This window comes from Branchiibius hedensis (assembly GCF_900108585.1).
Taxonomy (GTDB): Bacteria; Actinomycetota; Actinomycetes; order Actinomycetales; family Dermatophilaceae; genus Branchiibius; species Branchiibius hedensis.
Genome location: NZ_UESZ01000001.1, coordinates 2,673,663 through 2,694,151 on the forward strand (window position 1 = coordinate 2,673,663; position 20,489 = coordinate 2,694,151).

The 20,489-nt window shown below is 67.6% G+C and carries 18 protein-coding genes and 1 riboswitch; of the genes, 9 read left to right on the forward strand and 9 right to left on the reverse strand.

The features are described from left to right. Positions 1-5: 5 nt before the first annotated feature. Positions 6-1,109: a PLP-dependent cysteine synthase family protein gene (locus tag DR843_RS12945; protein ID WP_281268846.1), complete on the reverse strand. Its 1,104-nt coding sequence runs from the start codon at positions 1,107-1,109 to the stop codon at positions 6-8. Between the two features lie 37 nt (positions 1,110-1,146). Here DR843_RS12945 and DR843_RS12950 point away from each other — a divergent pair, with 37 nt between their 5' ends. The 5 genes from DR843_RS12950 to DR843_RS12970 all read left to right on the forward strand — a co-directional run bounded on the left by DR843_RS12950 (position 1,147) and on the right by DR843_RS12970 (position 4,985). Continuing rightward, complete coding sequence (locus tag DR843_RS12950; protein WP_109686430.1) at positions 1,147-1,881, forward strand: (Fe-S)-binding protein; 735 nt, start codon at positions 1,147-1,149, stop codon at positions 1,879-1,881. Beyond that, on the forward strand, positions 1,878-3,317 hold the full coding sequence (locus DR843_RS12955; protein WP_109686432.1) for a LutB/LldF family L-lactate oxidation iron-sulfur protein: 1,440 nt from the start codon (positions 1,878-1,880) through the stop codon (positions 3,315-3,317). Before DR843_RS12950 ends, DR843_RS12955 begins: the two co-directional genes overlap by 4 nt. Then, positions 3,314-3,928, forward strand: coding sequence for a LutC/YkgG family protein (locus DR843_RS12960; protein WP_109688939.1), 615 nt, complete (start codon positions 3,314-3,316; stop codon positions 3,926-3,928). Before DR843_RS12955 ends, DR843_RS12960 begins: the two co-directional genes overlap by 4 nt. A gap of 137 nt (positions 3,929-4,065) precedes the next feature. After that, positions 4,066-4,539 carry a MarR family winged helix-turn-helix transcriptional regulator gene (locus tag DR843_RS12965; RefSeq protein ID WP_245934119.1) on the forward strand — a complete coding sequence of 158 codons (474 nt, stop codon included), beginning with the start codon at positions 4,066-4,068 and terminating at the stop codon, positions 4,537-4,539. Between the two features lie 8 nt (positions 4,540-4,547). Beyond that, the gene (locus tag DR843_RS12970; protein ID WP_109686434.1) at positions 4,548-4,985 is read left to right on the forward strand and encodes an OsmC family peroxiredoxin; all 438 of its coding nucleotides are present in this window, start codon (positions 4,548-4,550) and stop codon (positions 4,983-4,985) included. Positions 4,986-5,046: 61 nt separating this feature from the next. On the opposite strand, the gene DR843_RS12975 is transcribed toward DR843_RS12970, so the two are convergent. Beyond that, positions 5,047-8,415 carry a bifunctional proline dehydrogenase/L-glutamate gamma-semialdehyde dehydrogenase gene (locus DR843_RS12975; RefSeq protein ID WP_109686436.1) on the reverse strand — a complete coding sequence of 1,123 codons (3,369 nt, stop codon included), beginning with the start codon at positions 8,413-8,415 and terminating at the stop codon, positions 5,047-5,049. Then, positions 8,415-9,413, reverse strand: a complete 999-nt coding sequence (locus tag DR843_RS12980) for a magnesium transporter CorA family protein (protein WP_245934120.1) — start codon at positions 9,411-9,413, stop codon at positions 8,415-8,417. Before DR843_RS12980 ends, DR843_RS12975 begins: the two co-directional genes overlap by 1 nt. An 89-nt stretch (positions 9,414-9,502) precedes the next feature. On the opposite strand from DR843_RS12980, the gene DR843_RS19825 reads away from it, so the two are divergent. Continuing rightward, positions 9,503-9,679, forward strand: a complete 177-nt coding sequence (locus DR843_RS19825; protein ID WP_146202579.1) for an MFS transporter — start codon at positions 9,503-9,505, stop codon at positions 9,677-9,679. Here DR843_RS19825 and DR843_RS12985 read toward each other — a convergent pair. Then, entirely contained in the window at positions 9,635-10,624 is a 990-nt protein-coding gene (locus DR843_RS12985) for an IS481 family transposase (RefSeq protein ID WP_109683633.1), read from the reverse strand. The two genes, DR843_RS19825 and DR843_RS12985, sit on opposite strands and share 45 nt — an antisense overlap. 137 nt (positions 10,625-10,761) lie before the next feature. Here DR843_RS12985 and DR843_RS12990 point away from each other — a divergent pair, with 137 nt between their 5' ends. Further along, the gene (locus DR843_RS12990) at positions 10,762-11,793 is read left to right on the forward strand and encodes an MFS transporter (protein WP_109686438.1); all 1,032 of its coding nucleotides are present in this window, start codon (positions 10,762-10,764) and stop codon (positions 11,791-11,793) included. Between the two features lie 58 nt (positions 11,794-11,851). Here the strand turns inward: DR843_RS12990 and DR843_RS20795 are convergent, their stop codons facing one another. The 3 genes from DR843_RS20795 to pdxH all read right to left on the reverse strand — a co-directional run bounded on the left by DR843_RS20795 (position 11,852) and on the right by pdxH (position 14,870). Then, on the reverse strand, positions 11,852-12,676 hold the full coding sequence (locus DR843_RS20795) for a C40 family peptidase (RefSeq protein ID WP_281268847.1): 825 nt from the start codon (positions 12,674-12,676) through the stop codon (positions 11,852-11,854). Between the two features lie 100 nt (positions 12,677-12,776). Next, positions 12,777-12,943, reverse strand: a riboswitch (cyclic di-AMP (ydaO/yuaA leader). Between the two features lie 159 nt (positions 12,944-13,102). Then, positions 13,103-13,804: an iron-dependent transcriptional repressor DtxR gene (locus tag DR843_RS13000; protein WP_109686442.1), complete on the reverse strand. Its 702-nt coding sequence runs from the start codon at positions 13,802-13,804 to the stop codon at positions 13,103-13,105. A 358-nt stretch (positions 13,805-14,162) separates the two neighbouring features. Then, complete coding sequence (gene pdxH, locus DR843_RS13005) at positions 14,163-14,870, reverse strand: pyridoxamine 5'-phosphate oxidase (RefSeq protein ID WP_109686444.1); 708 nt, start codon at positions 14,868-14,870, stop codon at positions 14,163-14,165. Positions 14,871-14,905: 35 nt separating this feature from the next. Here pdxH and serC point away from each other — a divergent pair, with 35 nt between their 5' ends. Continuing rightward, positions 14,906-16,012: a phosphoserine transaminase gene (gene serC, locus DR843_RS13010; RefSeq protein ID WP_109686446.1), complete on the forward strand. Its 1,107-nt coding sequence runs from the start codon at positions 14,906-14,908 to the stop codon at positions 16,010-16,012. A gap of 36 nt (positions 16,013-16,048) precedes the next feature. Beyond that, a complete protein-coding gene (gene pepN, locus DR843_RS13015) occupies positions 16,049-18,616 on the forward strand; it encodes an aminopeptidase N (protein WP_170119864.1) in 2,568 nt (855 codons plus the stop codon). Positions 18,617-18,732: 116 nt separating this feature from the next. Here the strand turns inward: pepN and DR843_RS13020 are convergent, their stop codons facing one another. Further along, positions 18,733-20,019 carry an MFS transporter gene (locus DR843_RS13020; RefSeq protein ID WP_245934121.1) on the reverse strand — a complete coding sequence of 429 codons (1,287 nt, stop codon included), beginning with the start codon at positions 20,017-20,019 and terminating at the stop codon, positions 18,733-18,735. Beyond that, entirely contained in the window at positions 20,016-20,459 is a 444-nt protein-coding gene (locus DR843_RS13025; RefSeq protein WP_174888833.1) for a MarR family winged helix-turn-helix transcriptional regulator, read from the reverse strand. The genes DR843_RS13020 and DR843_RS13025 overlap by 4 nt, the downstream gene beginning before the upstream one ends. Between the last annotated feature and the right edge of the window lie 30 nt (positions 20,460-20,489).

Sequence of the window (20,489 nt, forward strand, 5' to 3'; positions counted from 1 at the left end):
GGGGGTCAGCCGAGCACCTCGGTGAGTGATCGGCGTATGTCGGCCGCCAGCTTCTCGTCGCCCATCCCCTGGGCGGCCAGCCACTGATCGTCGTCGTACGTCGAGGTGTAGCGATGCCCGTCGTCGCACAGCAACGTCACGATCGAGCCTTCGACCCCGGATGCGGCCATCTCGGCGGCGAGCACCGCGGCCGCGACCAGATTGGTCCCCGTCGACGGTCCGGCCACCCGGCCCATCCGGGAGCGCAGATAGCGCATCGCTTCGACGGACGCGCGGTCCGGCACCCGGATCATCCGGTCCACCACCGACGGCAGGAAGCTCTCCTCCATCCGCGGCCGGCCGATTCCTTCGATCCGCGACGCCGTTCCGGTGGTCGCCGGATCGTTGCGCGACCAGCCCTCGAAGAACGCCGATCCTTCCGGATCTGCGACGCACAGCTTCGTCGCGGCGCCGGTGTAGCGCAGATAGCGTCCGATCGTCGCACTCGTGCCGCCGGTGCCCGCACTCACCACGATCCACGTCGGCTCAGGGTGTGGCTCACGCACCATCTGCCCGAAGATCGACTCCGCCACGTTGTTGTTGCCGCGCCAGTCGGTGGCCCGCTCAGCGAAGGTGAACTGGTCCATGTAGAACCCACCGGTTTCCTGGGCCAAAGCCCGGGCGGCGGCGTAGATGTCACCGGCGGAGTCGACGCGATGGCACGCCCCGCCGTACTGCTCGATCAACGCCAACTTCGCCGGCGACGTCGAGGCCGGGACCACCGCAATGAACGGCAGACCGAGCAGTTGCGCGAAGTACGCTTCGCTGACTGCCGTTGAGCCACTTGAGGATTCGATGATCGTCTGACCCTCGTGGATCCAGCCGTTGCACAGCGCGTAGAGGAACAGCGAGCGCGCCAGCCGGTGCTTCAGACTGCCCGTGGGCAGGGTGGACTCGTCCTTCAGATAGAGATCGACGCCGCGGCACCGGGGCGAAGGGAAGCGCAGCAGGTGAGTGTCCGAGGACCGCGTCGCGTCGGCCTGGACCGCGCGCACCGCCTGGCGCACCCACGCCCGGTTGCTCTCGTCGTACCGATCGATGTCCTGCACCAACTCACCAAGGCTCCCCACCCGATCATTGTCTCAGCCGGGCGTACAGTGACAAACAATGCGGATCGCGATGATGACTACCTGCCTGGTCGACGCCCTCTTCCCCGACGTCGGCAAGTCCGTCGTGACCGTGCTCGAACGGTTGGGCCACGAGGTCGTCGTGCCGCGGGGCCAGGCTTGCTGCGGTCAGATGCACATCAACACCGGGTACGTCGATGACGCGCTTCCCGTCGTACGCAACCAGGTCGCAGCCCTGACTGAGGTCGCTGCTGACGCAGTCGTCGCACCGTCCGGGTCCTGTGTGGGCTCGGTACGGCACCAGCACGTGACTCTGGCCCGCAACGCCGGCGACGACGCCTTGGCCGACCAGGCGCAGGCGCTGAGTGACAAGACCTACGAGTTCTCCGAACTCCTCGTCGACGTCCTCGGTGTCACCGACGTGGGCGCGTACTTCCCGCACACGGTGACCTACCACCCCACCTGTCACTCACTGCGCATGCTGCGGGTCGGCGACAAGCCGCTGCGCCTGCTGGAAGCCGTCGATGGTTTGGACTTGGTGGAACTGCCTGGCGCACAGGAGTGTTGCGGTTTCGGTGGCACCTTCGCTCTCAAGAACGAGCCCGTCTCCAGCGCGATGCTCGCCGACAAGGTGGCCGCCGTGCAGACCACCGGAGCCGACATCTGCTCGACCAGCGACTCCTCCTGCCTGATGCACATCGGCGGTGGTCTCTCGCGGCTGGAAACCGGTGTGGGGACACGGCACCTGGCGCAGATCCTGGCGAGCACCCGATGAGCGCCGTTGACCTGCCCGACCCGACCTGGCCGTTGCGCGGGAAGGAGCCGTTCCCCAGGGCCGCCGCGCACGAGCTGCAGAACGCCCAACTGCGTCGAAATCTGCGGCATGCCACTCACACCATCCGCGACAAGCGCCTGCACGCCGTCGGTGAACTCGACGACTGGGAGCAGCTGCGCGAGGCCGGTGAGGCCCTCAAACAGGATGTGCTGCAACGACTTCCGGAGTTGCTCGAAGAACTGGAGCGCAACGTCACCGCCCGCGGCGGTGTCGTGCACTGGGCCCGCGACGCCACCGAAGCCAATGAGATCGTGACCGGTCTGATTCGCGCGACCGGCAGCCAGGAAGTCGTCAAGGTCAAGTCGATGGCCACCCAGGAGATCGGCCTCAACGAACACCTCGAGGCCGCCGGCATCACCGCCATCGAGACGGACCTGGCCGAGTTGATCGTCCAACTCGGCCACGACACCCCCAGCCACATCCTGGTGCCGGCCATCCACCGCAACCGCGACGAGATCCGCGACATCTTCCGCCGTGAAATGCCCGGTGCCCCAGCAGATCTCAGCAACGAGCCCGCGGACCTCGCGGCGGCCTCGCGGCACTATCTGCGCCACAAGTTCCTGCACACCAAGGTCGCGATCAGCGGGGCCAACTTCGCCGTCGCCGACACGGGCACGCTGGCCGTGGTCGAATCCGAGGGCAACGGCCGGATGTGCCTGACCCTGCCCGAGACCCTGATCACCGTGATGGGCATCGAGAAGATCATCCCGACGTTCACCGACTTCGAGGTCTTCATGCAACTGCTGCCGCGCAGTTCGACGGCCGAGCGGATGAATCCCTACACCTCGATGTGGACCGGGGTCCACGACGGCGACGGACCCCAAGAGTTCCACCTGGTGTTGCTGGACAACGGCCGCTCCCGGGTGCTGGAGGACCCGGTCGGTCGGCCCGCGCTGCGCTGCATCCGCTGCAGCGCCTGCCTGAACGTGTGCCCGGTCTACGAACGCGTCGGTGGTCACGCCTACGGCTCGGTCTACCCCGGCCCGATCGGCGCGATCCTGACCCCGCAACTGACCGGCCTCGACGGCCCCGATGACCCGAATGCCACTCTGCCGTATGCCAGTACGCTCTGCGGGGCGTGTTTCGATGCCTGCCCGGTGCGGATCGACATCCCCTCGATTCTGGTGCACCTGCGGGCGAAATCGGTCGCGGCGACCAAGCATCCGGTGGAAGAGACCGCGATGAAGGCGATGAGTACGGCGATGAGTTCCGGATCGCGATTCCGTCGGATCATCCGACTGGTCCCGTTGAGCAAACTGGGTGGTCACGGTCATCTCCTGGGGCACCTGCCGCTGCCGGGCGCCGCGTGGGCCAAGCACCGCGACCTGCCGAAGTTGCCGACCCGATCCTTCCGCGATTGGTGGGCGAAGCGATGAGCGCCAAGGACGACATCCTGGCCCGCCTGCGCAACGCCCTGGAGGACGACCCCGCTCCGGTCACGGTGCCGCGGGACTATGAGCATGCCCCGCTGACCGGGATCGCTGATCTGGAGCTGTTCGCCGAGCGGGTGGCCGAATACCGGGCCAACGTGTACCGCGTCGACGAACCCGGACTGGCCGAGCTGGTCACGAATCTCGTCGGCGAAGGATCCATCGTCGTCCCGCATGACCTGCCGGACACGGTCACCGGCGCACTCGACGTACGACGGGATGGGCCAGGTACGCGGCTGTCGGTCGCCGAGTTGGACGGCACAGCGACGGTTGTCACCGTAGCGCGCCTCGGGATCGCGCTCACCGGAACGATCGTGCTGGATGCCGGCCCGGGGCAGGGCCGACGGGCCCTCAGTTTGGTACCGGATCACCACGTCTGCATAGTGCGGGATGACCAGGTCGTCGACACGGCGCCGCAGGCATTCGCCGCGCTGGACACCGCCGGGCCGCTCACCTTCATCAGCGGACCCAGTGCGACCAGCGACATCGAATTGAACCGGGTCGAAGGAGTGCACGGCCCCCGCCGGCTCGACGTCGTGCTGGTCTCAACCCGATAGGACGTATCGGCCACCGACCCTGAGTGCCACCCTGAAACGAATGTCCGTGGGTAAGGGCGGCCCAATGGCTACCTTCCTGAAGCCGCGCTTTACATTGTGGGCAATTTGATTGCCCACAATGTGCTAGCCTGACGAATGTGAGCACGCACGTGGACGACAACGTCGATGTAGACGAGTTGTTGTGCTTCGCGATGTACAACGCATCGCGTGCGCTCACGGGTCGCTACCGGGAGTTGTTGACGCCGCTCGGTCTCACGTATCCGCAGTACCTCGTGCTCCTGGTGCTGTGGAACGAGTCGCCGTTGGCGATCGGCGAACTCGGCCAGCGGCTCTACCTGGACTCCGGGACCTTGTCGCCACTGCTCAAACGGTTGCAGAGCCTTGGTCTGATCGACCGAGCCCGCAGCCAGGACGACGAACGGGTGGTCCTGGTCAGCCTCACCGACAGTGGCAAGGAGATCCGCCAGCAACTAGCTGACGTCCCCGAAACCATTTGCGAGGCAACTGGTCTCAGCCGCGACGCTCTCGCAGACCTGCGAGACCAGGTCGAGGCAGTGGCCAGCCACGTGCGCGCAACTGCCCATTCCACACCCCACCCCACGACGCTGTAGGAGGCACGATGCCCACCCGTACCGCACGCACCGACTGGACCGGAACCCTCGAAGAGGGCTCTGGCAAGGTCGAACTCACCAGCTCCAAGCTCGACACCTTCGAGGTGTCCTTCCCCAAGCGGGCGGCTGACGACGCTGGCGGGGCGACCAGCCCCGAGGAACTCATCGCAGCGGCGCACTCCTCCTGCTACGCGATGCAGTTGTCCGCGCTGATCGCCGAGGCTGGTGGCACTCCGCAGGCTCTCGACGTGCAGGCTGACGTCTCGCTCGGCCCGGACCCGGCCGGCGGTTTCCGACTCAGCGGCATCAAGATCACCGTCCGCGGTGAGGTGGACGGCCTGGACGCCGACGGTTTCGCCAAGGTGGCCGCGGACGCCAAGGCTTCCTGCCCGGTCAGCAAGGCGCTCACCGGTGTCGAGATCACCCTGGACGCCGCGCTCGACTGAGCCGATCGACGTACGCCGAGGGGCCCGGTCCGCGTGGACCGGGCCCCTCGTCGTGCCTGGGTCAGATGAGTCCGTCGGACAAGTGGTTCGGAGTACCGAACCGGTGCGCCGTGATGCTGACCGCCTGCTCATGCAGGAACGGCAACATCTCGATGCGCCCCGCTGCGGTGACCGGTTGGTCGTAGACCGCGATGTCGGGACGACCGTCGGTGGCGGTGGAGATGGCCTGCGCTGAACCACCGATCAACCGGATCCGTCGGGCCGGGCCGCTCGCCAGGCCGCCCAACCAGTCCTTGTCGGACTGCACCTGGATGGGGACCCCCGCAGCCTTCGCCGCCTCAACCACAGCGTCGGGAAGGGCTGTGGCACAGGACAACACGCCGCGCACACTGGATCCTTGCCAGGCTGTCGTCGCCGCCGACAGCACCCGCAGCACCTGCGCCGGATCGGCATCTTCGCCGGCCCGGATCACGGTTGGCACCGGCCGGTACCGGAAGACGTTGCGCTCCGCGGTCAACCCGCTGACGTCACGGGCCTGGCTGAACTCAGCGGTCCAGGCTTCGGCGTCCGATGCGGCTCCTGCCGCCAGGTCGACGGTCGGCCGCCACCCGGTCAGGCCGATTAGATAGTTCGGCCCACCCGCTTTGGTGCCCGGCCCCACGGCGGACTTCTTCCACCCGCCGAACGGCTGGCGACGCACGATCGCGCCGGTGATGTGCCGGTTGACGTAGAGGTTGCCCGCTTGCACCCGATCCAGCCACAACGACAGTTCGTCCCGCTCCAGCGAATGCAGCCCGGCGGTCAGGCCGTACTCGACGGCATTCTGCAGTTCGATTGCCTCCGAGAGGGTTTCGGCAGTCATGATCGACAGGACCGGACCGAAGAACTCCGTCAGGTGCGAGGTCGACCCGGGCTTGACGCCCTTCTTGACCCCCGGCGACCAGAGCTGGCCGGTGTCGTCGAGCCGGCGGGGTTGGACGACCCACTCCTCGCCCTCGTCGAGCGTGGTCAGCGCGCGCAGCAGCTTGCCCGACGCGGGCTCGATGAGCGGCCCCATCTGCGTGTTCGGGTCGCTGGGATAGCCGACGGTCAGCGACTGCACCGCGTCGACCAGCTGCTGGTTGAACCGCCGCGAGGTGGCCACGGACCCGACCAGGATGACCAACGATGCGGCCGAACACTTCTGCCCGGCGTGCCCGAAGGCCGAGGAAACCACGTCCTTTACGGCGAGGTCGAGGTCAGCACTCGGAGTGACGATGATGGCGTTCTTGCCGCTGGTCTCGGCGTGCAGACGAAGCTCCGGCCGGAACGAGCGGAAGAGCTCGGCAGTCTCGTAGGCGCCCGTCAGGATCAGCTGATCGACCCGTTCATCGCTGACCAGCTTTGTGCCCAAATCGTTTTCGGCAACGTGCACCAGCCGCAGGACCTCCCGCGGCACACCCGCCCGCCACAGTGCGTCAACCATCACCGAACCACAGCGCGCCGCCGACGGTGCCGGCTTGATGATGACCGCCGAGCCCGCGGCCAGAGCCGCGAGCGTCGAGCCGGCGGGGATGGCGACCGGGAAGTTCCACGGCGGGGTCACGACCGTCAGTGCGTACGGCGATCGGCTGGCTCCCTCGACCGAGTCCAACCCCTCCGCGAGATCGGCGTAGTAGTTCGCGAAGTCGACCGCTTCGGAGACCTCGGGGTCGCTCTGGTCGATCGTCTTACCGGCCTCGGCACCCATGACCTCGATGAGCTGGTCGCGGGCGCGCTGCAATTCGACCGCGGCCTGGCGCAGAATCGCGGCCCGCTCCACCCCGGAGCGAGCGCCCCACTCCTGGCCTGCGGCAACGGCACCGGAGATCGTCTCCTCCAGCACCGCAGCGTCGGTGATGGTGTGTTCGTGCACCAGGTCGGCACCCAGGTCACTAGTGGCGATCCGCTCCTGGATCGCCCGCCCCCACGACCGGTTACCCGGCGTCGAGGGGTCGGTGTCCGGCACGTTGGCGAACTCGACTGCGGTGTCGATCACCTCGGTGCTGCGATCCTGCACCCGGTTCGGCGGCGGCACGGACTCGTCCAACGCGTGCAGCGACGCGATGAACCGCTGCCACTCGCGCTCGAACAGTGCTGAGTCGGAATGCAATTCGAAGACCGCCGACATGAAGTTGTCCTGGCTGGCGCCCTCCTCGAGCCGGCGGATCAGGTAGGCGATCGCGACGTCGAACTCCCCCGGGTGGACCACCGGGGTGTAGAGCAGCAGGTTGCCGACCTCGCGGCGCACCGCCTCGGCCTGGCTGGTCGCCATCCCGAGCAACATCTCGAACTCGATGCCGTCGCGCACGCCCCGCTGCCCGGCGAGCAGCCACGCGAAGGCGACGTCGAAGAGGTTGTGCCCCGCGACGCCGACGCGCACGTTGGCGATCCGCTCCGGCTGCATCGCGTAGTTCAGGACCCGTTTGTAGTTGGTGTCGGAGTCCTGCTTGCTACCCCACGTCGCCAGCGGCCAGCCGTGCAACGACGCCTCGACCTGCTCCATCGGCAGGTTGGCACCCTTGACCAGTCGCACCTTGATCGGCGCACCCCCGCGGGCCCGTCGGGCACCCGACCACTCCTGCAGCCGGATCATCGCCGACAACGCGTCCGGCAGATACGCCTGCAGCACGATGCCAGCCTCCAGCGAGGCGAATTCGGGGCGATCCAGGATGGTCGTGAAGACCGCGATCGTCAGGTCGAGATCGTGGTACTCCTCCATGTCCAGGTTGATGAACTTCGCCGGGCTGCTCTGTGCCGCAAGCTGATACAGCGGCAGCAGCTTCTCGACGACATGCTCAACAGCCTCGTCGAACGCCCACTCCGGATGCGGTGCCACGGTCGAAGACACCTTGATCGAGACGTAGTCGACGTCGTCGCGACCCAGCAGCTTCACGGTGCCGGCCAAACGCCGATCGGCCTCCTGCTCCCCCAGCACTGCTTCGCCGAGCAGGTTAAGATTCAACCGGACGCCATCGCGCTTGATCTTCTCGATCGCCTTACCCAAGCGGGCGTCACTGGCGTCCACGATCAGGTGACCGACCATCTGACGCAGCGATCGGCGTACGACGGGGATGACGGCGGACGGGGCCACGGACCCGGCCCGGGCACCCAGCTTCACCGCGGACCGCAGATACCAGGGCAGGAAGCCGGGCACGTCGGCCGCGAGCGCCGCGAAGTTCTCGGCGGCCACGGCTGGGTCCTCCGGACGGATGACGCCGTCGACGAACCCGACCGTGAACGGCAACCCGTCCGGGTCGCGCAGGACGTCGGCCAACTGTTGGGCCGATCGGTCCGTCGGCAGCGCGGCCGCCGCTTCCAACCAGCGTTGCACCAGGGCACGGGCCTGGTCGGCGAGCGCGTCGAGTTCGGCGCGGGTGGGTACTTCGATGTCGGTCACAGGGCTCCTCATCAGATCCAGTCACGGTGGCGTAGGAAGGCGTACAGGCCGACGCAGACGACCACGATCGAGACGGTGCTCAACCACAGGCCGAAGGTGTTGCCGAATCCCCAGTAGGGGATGTTCTGTCCGAACCAGCCGGTGATGGCGGTGGGGACGGCGATCACCGCGGCCCAGCCGGCCAGTTTCTTCATGACGGTGTTCAGGTTGAGATCCTGCAACGACAGGTTGGTCTCGAACACCGAGGAGACCATGTCGCGCAACGACTCCGTCCACTCAGCGGCGCGCAGGCAGTGGTCGTAGAGGTCCTGGTACCAGCCCTCCAGGTCGCGGGACATGTTGCGCGAGAGGTGTCGCATGAGACCGCCGACGATCTCGCGCATCGGGGTGATGATCCGGCGCAGCCGCACCAGATCCTTGCGCCGGCCGAAGATCTGCCGCTGGAAGTCCCGAGTGGTGCGTCGCTCCTCGAACAGTTGCCCCTCAAGGGATTCCAGCTCGTCGTCCATCTGCTGGATCGTGTCGAACTGGCTGTCGACGATCACGTCGAGCAGCCCGTGCACCAGAGCAGGGACACCCTCCTTGGCGATCTCCGGGTCGGCGTCCCAGGCCTTCTCCACCGCGCTCATGTCGAAGCCGTCGCCGCGGCGCACCGTGACCAACAGCTTCTCGAACATGAAGACCGAGACGCGGTGCAACCGCAGCCGGCCGTTCTCCGGCGACGACGCGTCGCCGTCCAGATCGGTCGCGTAGGCCATCAGGAACAGGTGATCACCGTGGCGGGTCAGCTTGGGCCGCTCGTAGGGCGCCAGGGCGTCCTCGATCGAGGTCGGGCTGAGGCGTACCCGGTGGCTGAGTTCGGCCAGGTCCTGCTCGCTGGGATCGATCAGGTCGACCCACGCCAGCCCGTCCGGAGCATCCAGGAGTTCTCCGATCTGCGCGCGAGGTACGTCGGACAAGGGCTCCCCGCCGCGCCACCCCCGGACGGTGATCGGGCAGGTGATTTCCACCCGCCCATTGTGCGCCGCCACACCGGCCGCGCCCAATCGCCCGTTGCGGATATGCGGGCCCGACCTGCGGCGGGAGACAATGACGGCAAATGAGTGTCGCCGTCACCCCTGCCCTGAACCGTCAGTCGTTCGCCGTCTACGCCCTCTTCCTGCTCAACGGGGCCGCCTTCGCCAGTTGGGCGTCGCGGCTGCCGGACATCCGCAGCGCCCTGGGCCTGTCCCTAGCTGTAGTGCCCCGCCAGGTTGGGTACGCGGTCTGCGGGTGAGCCACCTTTGAGCGCGGTGTGTGCGCGGTGGTGATTGTAGATGTGCAGGAAGTCCTCGTACGCGGCGGCGCGTTCGGTCTCGCTGGTGTAGGGGCGGGCGTAGGCCCACTCCTCGGTCAGGGTCCGGTTGAACCGCTCGACTTTCCCGTTGGTTTTCGGGGTGTAGGGGCGGGTGCGTTTATGGGTGATCCCATGGTCCTGCAGCATGTTCCGGAATAGGTGGGAGCGGTAACAGGACCCGTTGTCGGTCATCACCCGGTCCGTGGTGATCCCGACCTGCGCGAAGTGCGCCACCGCCCGTTGCATGAACGCGGTCGCGGTCTCCTTCTTCTCATCGGCCAGGATCTCTGAGTAGGCGTACCGGGAGTGGTCATCGACCGCGTGGTGCAGGTAGGCATACCCCCGCCCACTGCTGGAGGTAGCACGGGAGTTAGCTTTCCCCGCAGCGCGGCCATGGACCCGGTGTCCACCCCCATCGGGGATGCGGCCCAGCTTCTTGATGTCCACGTGGACCAAATCACCCGGGGCGTCGCGTTCGTAGCGCACCACCTTTCGACGACCGGCCCGTACCGGGGCACCAGTGGCCGGGTCCGTCCAGGACAACCGAAGACACCGGTACCGGGTCAGGATGCGGTGCACCGTGGCCGGATTCATCCCCAGGTGGTAGGCGATCCGGGCCGGCCCCCACCGCCGCGAAACCCGTAACCCCAGGACTCGCCGTTCCCGGCGCCTACTGGTGCGGTGCGGACATGACTGGGGCCGGCTGGGACGATCGCACATCCCCGCCGCACCATGCTGGCGGTACCGGGCCGCCCAGCGGTGCGCGGTGGTGACCGAGACCCCGAACCGGTCTGCGGCCCGCCGCAACGGCCACCCATCGTCCACCACGCACCGCGCCAGGCGCAGGCGACCAGTCGCAGAAAGCGGGGCATTAGCGTGGACCATGAGGACCTCCGGGTTTGGGGATGTGTTTGCTTCGTCGCTTCACACCTCACCCGGAGGTCTTCCTCAAGTCACGCCGACAGGCCGAGAACCGTTCCTAACGTCCCGGGGCAGTACACCTAGCCCACCTGGGTCTGCTGTTGCTGGTCGCCTCCCTGGCGAGCGTCTGCACCTTGCCGCTGTCCGGTGCGGTGATCCGGCGCCTGGGGCCACGGCGTACCGAACGGATCGGCTTGATCCTGGCCTGCGCGGGTCTGATCGGTGCCGGCGCCGCCACCTCGCTCAGTGGCGAGGTCGCGCTCGTCGTACCCGCGATGGTGCTCATCGGGGTCGGCATCTCGCTGTGGGACGTCACGATGAACCTGCAGGGTGCGACCGTGGAGAAGAAGCTCGGCTACGCGATCATGCCGCGCTATCACGCCGCGTTCAGCGCCGGGACCGTGCTGTTCGCGCTGATCGGAGCCGCGATGACCGGGCTGCACGTGCCGGTCGGCGTACACCTGTTGATCACCTCGGCGGTGGTCTTCGTCGTCGGCTGGGCCTACTCCGCACGCTTCGATGCCGACGCGGACGAGGCTGCCGACGACGAGGTCGTCAGTGCCCCGGCGAAGTCGGCGTGGCTGGAGCCGCGCACTCTGGCGATCGGGGTCGTGGTGTTGATCGCTGCCTTCACCGAGGGCACCGCCAACGACTGGATCTCCATCGCGATGGTGGACGGACACGGGGTGCCGCACTGGGCCGGCGTGCTGGGCTTCGCGATCTTCCTGGGCTTCATGACCCTCGCCCGGATCTTCGGAACGCACCTGCTGGACCGGTTCGGCCGGGTGACGATGTTGCGGATCCTGTTCGCGATCGCCCTCGTCGGCAGCCTGCTGGTCGTCTTCGGCAACACCCCGATGGCCTATCTCGGGGCGATGCTGTGGGGTATCGGCGCCTCGATGGGGTTCCCGGTGGGGATCAGCGCCGCCACCGACGATCCGTCACGGGCCACCGCCCGACTGTCGGTGGTCTCCACCATCGGGTACACCGCCTTCCTCGGCGGCCCGCCCCTGCTCGGGCTGCTCGGGGAACACGTTGGCATCCTGCACGCACTACTCGTCGTCGGGATCGCGGCCGTCCTGGCGTGGCTGTGTGCACCGGCGACGGCGCAACGCAGCACGCACGCGGGCTGATCCCGGACACACGAAAGCCCCGCCGGTTGGCGGGGCTTTCGTGATGCGCGGTACTGCCTCAGGGGCGGCCGTAACCAGAGGGCGCCTGGTAGATCGGCTGCAGCTTGACGACCGTGCCCGGGTGCGGCGCGGCGATCATCATGCCGTTCCCGGCGTAGATGCCCACGTGGTAGGCGGGGTAGCCGAAGAACACCAGGTCGCCGACCTGCGGCGTGCTCACCGACGGCACCGAGGCCTGCTGGGCAGCGGCGGTGCGGGGCAGCGAGATGCCCAGCTGACGGTAGACGTAGCTGGTCAGACCGGAGCAGTCGAAACCGCTGGGGCTGGAACCGCCCAGGATGTAGGGCACACCCAGGTAGCGCTGGGCGATCGCGATGGCGGCGCTGTTGCCGCTACCGCTGGGCAGCGACACCGAGCTGCCACCGCTGTTGCCCGAGTCGCTGGAGCCGGAGTTGCTGGAACCGGAGTTCCCCGAGGAGTTGCTCGAGGCGGAGTTGTTCGAGGGCGTGGCCGCCGCAGCGCTCGGGCGGGTAGCCGACCGAGACGTCGAGGACGTGGTGGTGCTCTGCTGGCGAGTCGCCGTGGCGCGAACCGGAGCGGTGTAGGTCTTGGCGGCGACCGACTCCAGCAGCGGCTTGGCAGCCGGCGCGGCAGCAACCAGCTTGCTCAGGTCGAGCAGCGTGCTCTGCTGCGCGGCGGTGTCGGCCACCGTGGCAGACACCTGCGCGGAGTTGCTGCTGAGCCCGAGGTTGACGAAGGCGGCCGACTCGGCGTGGTTGTTGCTGGCGGTGGTCACCTTGGCGGCAGACGGCGAAGCCGACGCGACCTGGGGAACGGCAACCGCGGCGACGATTCCGCCGGAGACGGCAACTGCGGCAGACACCCGCGCAGTGGAGTTCATAGTGGTGGCGAGCTTGCCCGGCGCACGATGGCGGCCCTTGGCGCGCGAGAAAGAAGCAGGAACGAGTCCGGTCACTGTGGGTAATACCTCTCATGGATGCCTGCGAGGTGAGCTGTCGGGCTCGGGTCAAGAGGTCCCCGGACTCCTGGACGCTCCCCGTTGCGTCAGTCGTCTTCGCCCCGAGACCGTCATCACGACGGTCAGAGGTGGGTCCCCCGCTCCTGCCATGCGGACACGCGTTGTGCTCATCATCCGGCGGCAGGATTCGGCATGCCGGCTGACGAGGCAGCCACCGGTTGGCGACTGCCGGAACAACGTACATCAGACTTGGGCGTAGATCACAAACAGATCACGGACTCTTGGGGAAAGTCCCAGAGTGTTACCAGATTGGCCGTGATCTACGTCACATCACTGCTGGACGAAGACGTGATACGCCACGTCGCGGGGCAGTGAGAGGCCCTCGGCGTCCTCGTCGGCGGCCTTCACGCGCACCAACACGCGGCCGTCCGCCTCGCGATGCGCCGTCACCTGTGCGCCGGGGGTGATGCCTGCACCGGTCAACAACGCCAACGTTTCGTACTCCGCCTGGGCGGGTTCACCGATCCGCCGGACCAGCAGATCCGTCGGCTCCAGACCGACGACCTCGGTCAGCGACGCCACCCCGTCCCGGAACCGTTCCGGGGTCTCCGGCAGACCAAGCTCGTCGAGGCCGGGGATCGGGTTGCCGTACGGCGACACGTGCTGCTCGTCCAGCAGACCCAGGATCTTGCGCTCGACCCGCTCGCTCATCACGTGCTCCCACCGGCACGCTTCTTCGTGCACGTACTGCAACTCCAGACCGATCACATCGACCAGGAGCCGCTCGGCGATCCGGTGCTTACGCATGACCCGGGTCGCCAACTCCCGGCCGTGGTCGGTGAATTCGAGGTGCCGGTCGCCGGCAAGGGTCAGCAGGCCGTCCCGCTCCATCCGGGCGACGGTCTGCGACACGGTGGGCCCGGAGTGACCCAATCGCTCGGCGATCCGCGCCCGCAACGGCACGATGCCTTCTTCCTCGAGGTCGAAGATCGTCCGTAGATACATCTCGGTGGTGTCGATGAGGTCGCTCACGGTGCTGATTGTTCCTTACCCAACGAAGGTTCGCCTATCCCTACACCAGCCGAACAAATTCCAGCGGCCAAACATGCCCCGCCGAAAAGTGGTTGCCGCGGCAGCGACCGCCTGCCTACCGTTGCCCTACACGAGAGAGGAGGTGGTCCTGCAGTGATTTCAGCAAGGACGCGTGAGGTGGTTGCGCGCTAGCGCAAGTCATCGAAGTACGACGCGGCCCCGCCACGTCGCATGACTCGATGGACGCCGCGCCTGCGAATTCCTCGCAGCCGCCGCAGCCCGCGGGCGGATGCCTCGTCCAGCATCCACGTCGACCACCTGGTCGACAGCCCGCGGGCTGTTCCACGCCCAGAATTGGTTACGGCTGGCGCCGCTCGATCCGCCAGGCGGCGTGGTCGGCCAAGGTGCCGGGCGCCGTACGCACATAGACGAGCCGGTCGTGCTGGCGACTGTGCCGCCCGGCCCACAACTCGATCTCCTGGCATCGGATCAGGTAGCCGCCCCAGAAGTCCGGCAACGGTACGTCGTCTGGTTGCCCCCGGTCCGGCCACCGATGCGCGAAGTGCTCGGTGCGCTCTTCCAGCACCGCCCGCCGTTCCAGCGGCTCGGACTGCGCCGAGGCCCAGGCGCCGATCCGGGAGCCCCAGGGCCGGGACTGGAAGTAGTCGGTCACCACATCGCGCGGCAACTCCTCGGCGGTCCCGGTGAACCGGATCGCCCGGAACATCGGCGGCCAGGTCAGGGCGGCCGCGATCCGCGGATTGGCGGCCAGGTCACGGCCCTTGAGCGACTCCAGGTTGGTGTAGAACCCCGGGCCGTGCGGGGTCAGGTAGCGCATCAGCACGGTCCGCACGTGCGGCTGGCCCTGCGCATCCGCGGTCGCCACGCTGAGGGCGTCCGGCTCCGGGACGTCGTCGGCGGACAACGACCGCTCGCGAGCCGCCTCGATCCAACCAGTGATCGCCGTCCACGGATCGCCCGGCAGCATCGCTTCGTCGATGCCCTCACCGTCGTAATCCCAGCGGGCCACCTGGATCAGTTCTTCTCGCCCTTCGACATCACCCATAGTCAAAATCTACGACGCTGGCACACTTCTGACCCATGGCCGAGTTGGTGATCCCCCAGGAGCTACGCCCCGTCGATGGGCGCTTCGGCTCCGGGCCGAGCAAGATCCGCTCCGCCCAGTTGGACTACTTGGTGACCATCGGCCAGTCGGTGCTGGGCACCTCGCACCGGCAGGCACCGGTCAAGGCGCTGGTCGCCGAGATCCGGGAGCGCCTCGCGACGTTCTTCGCCCTGCCCGACGGCTACGAGGTCATCCTCGGGATGGGCGGCTCGACGACCTTCTGGGACGTGGCCGCCTTCAGCCTGGTGCGCGAACGCGCCGCCCACGCCGTCTTCGGGGAGTTCACCGCCAAATTCGCGGCGGCCACCGGTGGCGCGCCGTGGCTGACCGACCCGCTGATCGTGCAGGCGCCTGCCGGTTCGGTCGCACTGCTGGCCCCCGCCGAGGTCGACCTCTACGCGACGGCCCACAACGAGACCTCGACCGGTGCGGCCAGCCCGATCCAGCGCCCGGCCGACAACGGCCTGTTCCTGGTGGACGCGACCTCCGCAGCCGCCGGGATGGCGATCGACGTCGCGCAGACCGACGTCTACTACTTCGCCCCGCAGAAGAGCCTGGCCTCCGACGGTGGCCTGTGGATCGCGTTGATGTCACCGGCGGCGCTGGAGCGCACCGCGCAGCTGGCCGCCTCGCAGCGCTACATCCCGGCAAGCCTGAGTCTGCAGACGGCCGTGGAGAATTCGCGCCTGGAGCAGACTCTGAACACTCCTGCCCTGGCCACGTTGGCGCTGCTGCTGGACCAGCTGCGCTGGCTGGACTCGCTGGGCGGACTGACCGGAGCGGCCGCGCGGACGAGCGAGAGCAGTGGGCGCCTTTACGCGTGGGCTGATGCCTCGGCGTACGCCGATCCGTTCGTCTCCGACCCCTCGTTGCGTTCCCCCGTGGTCGGCACGATCGACTTCGACGAGGGGATCGACGCCAAGGCGCTGGCCGCCGCCCTTCGCGCCAACGGGATCGTCGACACCGAGCCGTATCGCAAGCTCGGTCGCAACCAGTTGCGCATCGGGATGTACCCCGCGGTCGACCCCGAGGATGTCTCGGCGCTGACCGCCTGCATCGACTACGTCATTGACCGGCTCTGACCACCGCGCGATCCGCGGATGGTTGACTGGACTCCCGTGACCGACGCGCTGAACCTGACCCAGTCCGAATGTGCGCAGCGTGCGAGCGTGGTGCACGCCCCGGTGTACGCGATCAGCATCGACCTCACGCACGCCGCCGATCCGACCGCGACGACCTTCACCTCGCACACCACGTTGATCTTCGACGCCACCGGCGAGTCGACCTGGCTGGACCTGGTGGCTGACTCCATCGAGTCGGCGACCCTGAACGGCCAGCCGATCGACACCAGCGGGTACGACGGTGCCCGGCTCCCGCTCGAACCGCTACTGCCGCACAACACGGTCGATATCACGGCTCGCTGCGCGTTCCGCAACACCGGCGACGGCCTGCACCGGTTCACCGACCCGCAGGACAACAACACCTACCTCTACACGCATTTCGAGCCCACCGATGCGCGTCGGATGTTCGCCTGTTTCGAGCAGCCGGATCTCAAGGCGCAGTTCGAGGTGAGCGTGACCGCGCCCAGCGACTGGCAGGTGCGCAGCAACCAACCCGCCGTCGCCTCCCCGGCGCAGGGCGACGTCACGGTGACGCGGTTCGGGCGGACTCCGCTGATGTCGACCTACCTTGTGGCGCTCGCGGCCGGACCCTACGCGACGACCTCCGACCTGCACGTCATCGAACGCGCCGACGGCAGCCGCCAGGAGATCGCCCTGGGGTTGCTGTGCCGGCAGACGATGCGCGAATACCTCGACGAACAGGACATTTTCACGGTCACCAAACAGGGGCTCGACTTCTTCGACGAGCACTTCGGATTCCCTTACCCGTGGGGTAAGTACGACCAGGTCTTCGTGCCGGAGTACAACATCGGCGCGATGGAGAACCCGGGCTTGGTGTCCTGGAACGAGAACTTCCTCTATCGCGGCGGAGCCACCAAGGCCCAGCGTGGGCAGCGGGCCGAGGTGATCCTGCACGAGATGTCGCACATGTGGTTCGGGGACCTGGCCACCATGCAGTGGTGGGATGGCCTGTGGCTCAAGGAATCCTTCGCCGACCTCATGGGCTACCAGGTGGCGCAGGCAGCGACCGACTATCCCGACGGTTGGGTCCAGTTGGCGCTGGGTCGCAAGCAGTGGGCGTACACCGAGGACCAGATGCCCACGACGCACCCGATCGTGGCGACGATCCCCGACCTCGAAGCGGCGCGACAGAACTTCGATGGCATCAGCTACGCCAAGGGTGCGGCCACGTTGAAACAACTGTCGACGTACGTCGGGACGGATCAGTTCTTCGCCGGGGCTCGCGCCTATTTCGCCGAACATGCCTACGGCTCTACCACACTCGATGATCTGTTGACCGCGATGGAGGGCGCCAGCGGCGAGGATCTGCGCGACTGGGCGCGTGCGTGGTGGCAGACCTCAGGACCCAGTCACCTCACGCCGGTGGTCACCCGCGATGGCGACGGCGCGATCACCGCGCTGCGCATCGAGCAGCACGGGGTGGACCATGTCACCGGCCAGGGCATCCTGCGTCCGCACCGGTTCACCGTCAGCCTCTTCGCCCTCTCGGACGGTTCGCTACAACTGCTCACCGATCTACCGGTGACCCTCACTGAGCGCTCGGTGGCGCTGCCGGAGGCAGTGGGGCTGTGCGCAGACCTGATCGTGTTGAACGCCGCCGATGAGACGTACGCCGTGACCGCCCTCGACGAGCGCTCGCTGGCAACCGCGGGGGTCGCGTTGGCCCAGGTGACCCCGGATCTGACCCGCGCGGTGGCGTGGTCGACGTTGTGGGGCATGGTGCGTGACGGTGGACTGTCCGCGGCCACCTTTGCGGATGTCTTTGCGACCCAGACGATTTCAGAACCCAACCCGTCCATCCTCACCGTGCTGGCCTTCCTCGGCGCGGAGGCCGTCGGCACGTATACCCCGCAGGCGGATCGACCCGGGCAGGCAGCGCGGTTGTTGCAGGTCTGCCTCGATCAGGCGGCCCGGACGGCTCCGGGCTCGGACGAGCACCTGATCTGGGTCCGCGGCGTTGCCGGACTCGCCGCGCTCACCGACGCTTGTTCCGACGAGGTCGCCGCGCTGGCGACCCTCGAGGACCTCCCGACCGATCTGCGTTGGCGTCTGACCAATTCCCTTGCGGCAACCGGGAGTTGGTCGGTTGCAGACCTGGACGCCCAGTTGGCCGGCGACGACACGATGACTGGCCGCACGGCGTACGCGCAGGCCATTGCTTCCCGCCCCGGACGTGCCGTCAAGGAACAGGTCTGGAAGGCCCTCACCGACGGCTCGCCCATGTCGAACGACCATCGGCGGGCGTTGCTGGCCGGCTACCGGCAGCCGTTCAGCGCGGCAGACACCCGCGCCGACCTGCCGGCGTACCTGGACGGTCTGGAGAAGTGGTGGAAGACCCTGGGGCAGACCGACGCCGAGCGGATGATCGCCGGCCTCTTCCCGCTGGTCGATGTCGCCGACGGTGACCTGGCCACCCACCCGGTCCTGACGGCCGTGCGAGCGTGGCTGCTGGAGCATCAGGACGCACCCAGCGCGCTCTATCGGACGGTGCAGAAGGCGCTGGCGACCGCGGAACGATCCATCAACGCCCAGAGCGCCTACTGAGCCACTCGACTGCCCGGGCGTTTGCAGCGCTCAGTGCAGGATCGCGGCCAGCACGGGTACGCCGATCAGCGCGACCAACGCGACGATCACGATGATCCGCCGCGCCCGGGGCGACATCATTGCGGCGCACCCACCAGCTCACGAGTGTGCGCGGAGACTTCCAGGTGCGGCCGCGGCGACCGCTCGATGTGCACCTCTACCTCGTTGATCCGCATGAGGTACACCATCGCACCCACCACCGCGATGCCGACAGCGATCGCACCGATACCGATCGTCCAGCGCGCCCCGAACGTGCCACCGATCCAGCCGACGACCGGCGCTCCGATCGGCGTACCGCCCATGAAGATCGCCATGTACAGCGCCATCACCCGACCGCGCATTTCCGGTGAAACACTCAGTTGCACCGTGGCGTTCGCGGTGTTGAGCGCGGTGATCGCGAACAGCCCGCACGGCACCAACGCGATGGCGAAGGTGAGGTAGGAGGGCGCAATGGCTGCGGCCAGAGCCGAGATGGTGAAGCCCGCCAGCGCCGCCAGCAGCACCCGCAACCGGGGCCGCGCGCGACGAGCCGCCATCAGGGCCGCGGCCAGTGAACCTACGGCCATCACCGAGCCCAGGGCGCCGTACTGCTCGGCACCCTTGCCGTAGACGGTCGTGGCCATCAGCGCGATGGTGATCTGGAAGTTCATGCCGAACGTGCCGAGCATGAAGACGATGACCATGATCAGTTGGATGTCCGGCCGACGCCGCACGTAGGCCAGCCCCTCGCGCACCCCACCGCGACCCTTCGCCCGCGGGGCCGGCGTCAACTCGTGCACCCGCATGGCCGTCAACGCCAGCACCACCGCGGCGAACGACACCGTGTTGAACACCAGGGTCCAGCCGGTCCCGATGGCCGCGATCAGCAGACCGGCGATGCCGGGGCCGATCAACCGCGCGGAGTTGAACGAGGTGGCGTTCAGACCGACCGCGTTGGACAGCCGCTCCGGCGGCACCATCTCGGACACGAACGCCTGCCGGGCCGGGTTGTCCAGGGCCGTCACCGCGCCCTGCAGCAGGGCGATCACGTAGACCTGCCAGAGCACGGCCCATCCCCCGATGACCAGTACGGCGAGCAGCAGGCTGGTCACCGCCAGACCGACCTGGGTGCCGATCAGGATCCGTCGTTTCGCGAAGCGGTCCGCGACCGCACCGGCCAACGGGGCCAGCAGGACAACCGGCGCGAACTGCAACGCGGTGACGATGCCCAGGGCGGTCGCGTCGTGGTTGGTCAGTTGGGTCAGGACCAGCCAGTCCTGCGCGACCCGGCCCATCCAGGTCCCGACGTTGGAGGCCAGGCCGCCCAGAAAGAACAGCCGGTAGTTGTAGTGCTGCAGCGACGCGAAAGTCTTGCCCCCGCTCACGCAGCAACCACCCGGCCCAGGATCTCCTGCGCCTGCTCCAGCACCGCGCATTCCTGTTCGGACAGCGCGGAGAGCCGCTCCAACATCCACTCGTCACGCTGGGCACGCACCCGCGCGATCGTCGTACGCCCCTCATCGGTGATGAACAGCCGCACCTGGCGGCCATCGCTCGGGTCCGCCTCCCGGCGCACCAACCCCTTGTCGACCAGGCAACCCACGGTGCGGGTCATCGACGGGGCGCTCACGCACTCGATATCCGCCAATTCCCGTGGCGTCAGGACGTTATCGGTGAGTTTGCCGAGCACGGAGGCCTGGTGCGGCGGCACCAGCGCCTCCTTGGCGAACCGCGTGCGCCGGCTGACCCGCATGCACACCGCGCGCAACTCCGCAGCCAACTGCCGGCGGTCAGCCGCCACCGCGATTCCACTCACCTCAGACATATAGTTAGCATATCTCATTAGCAGAGCTAA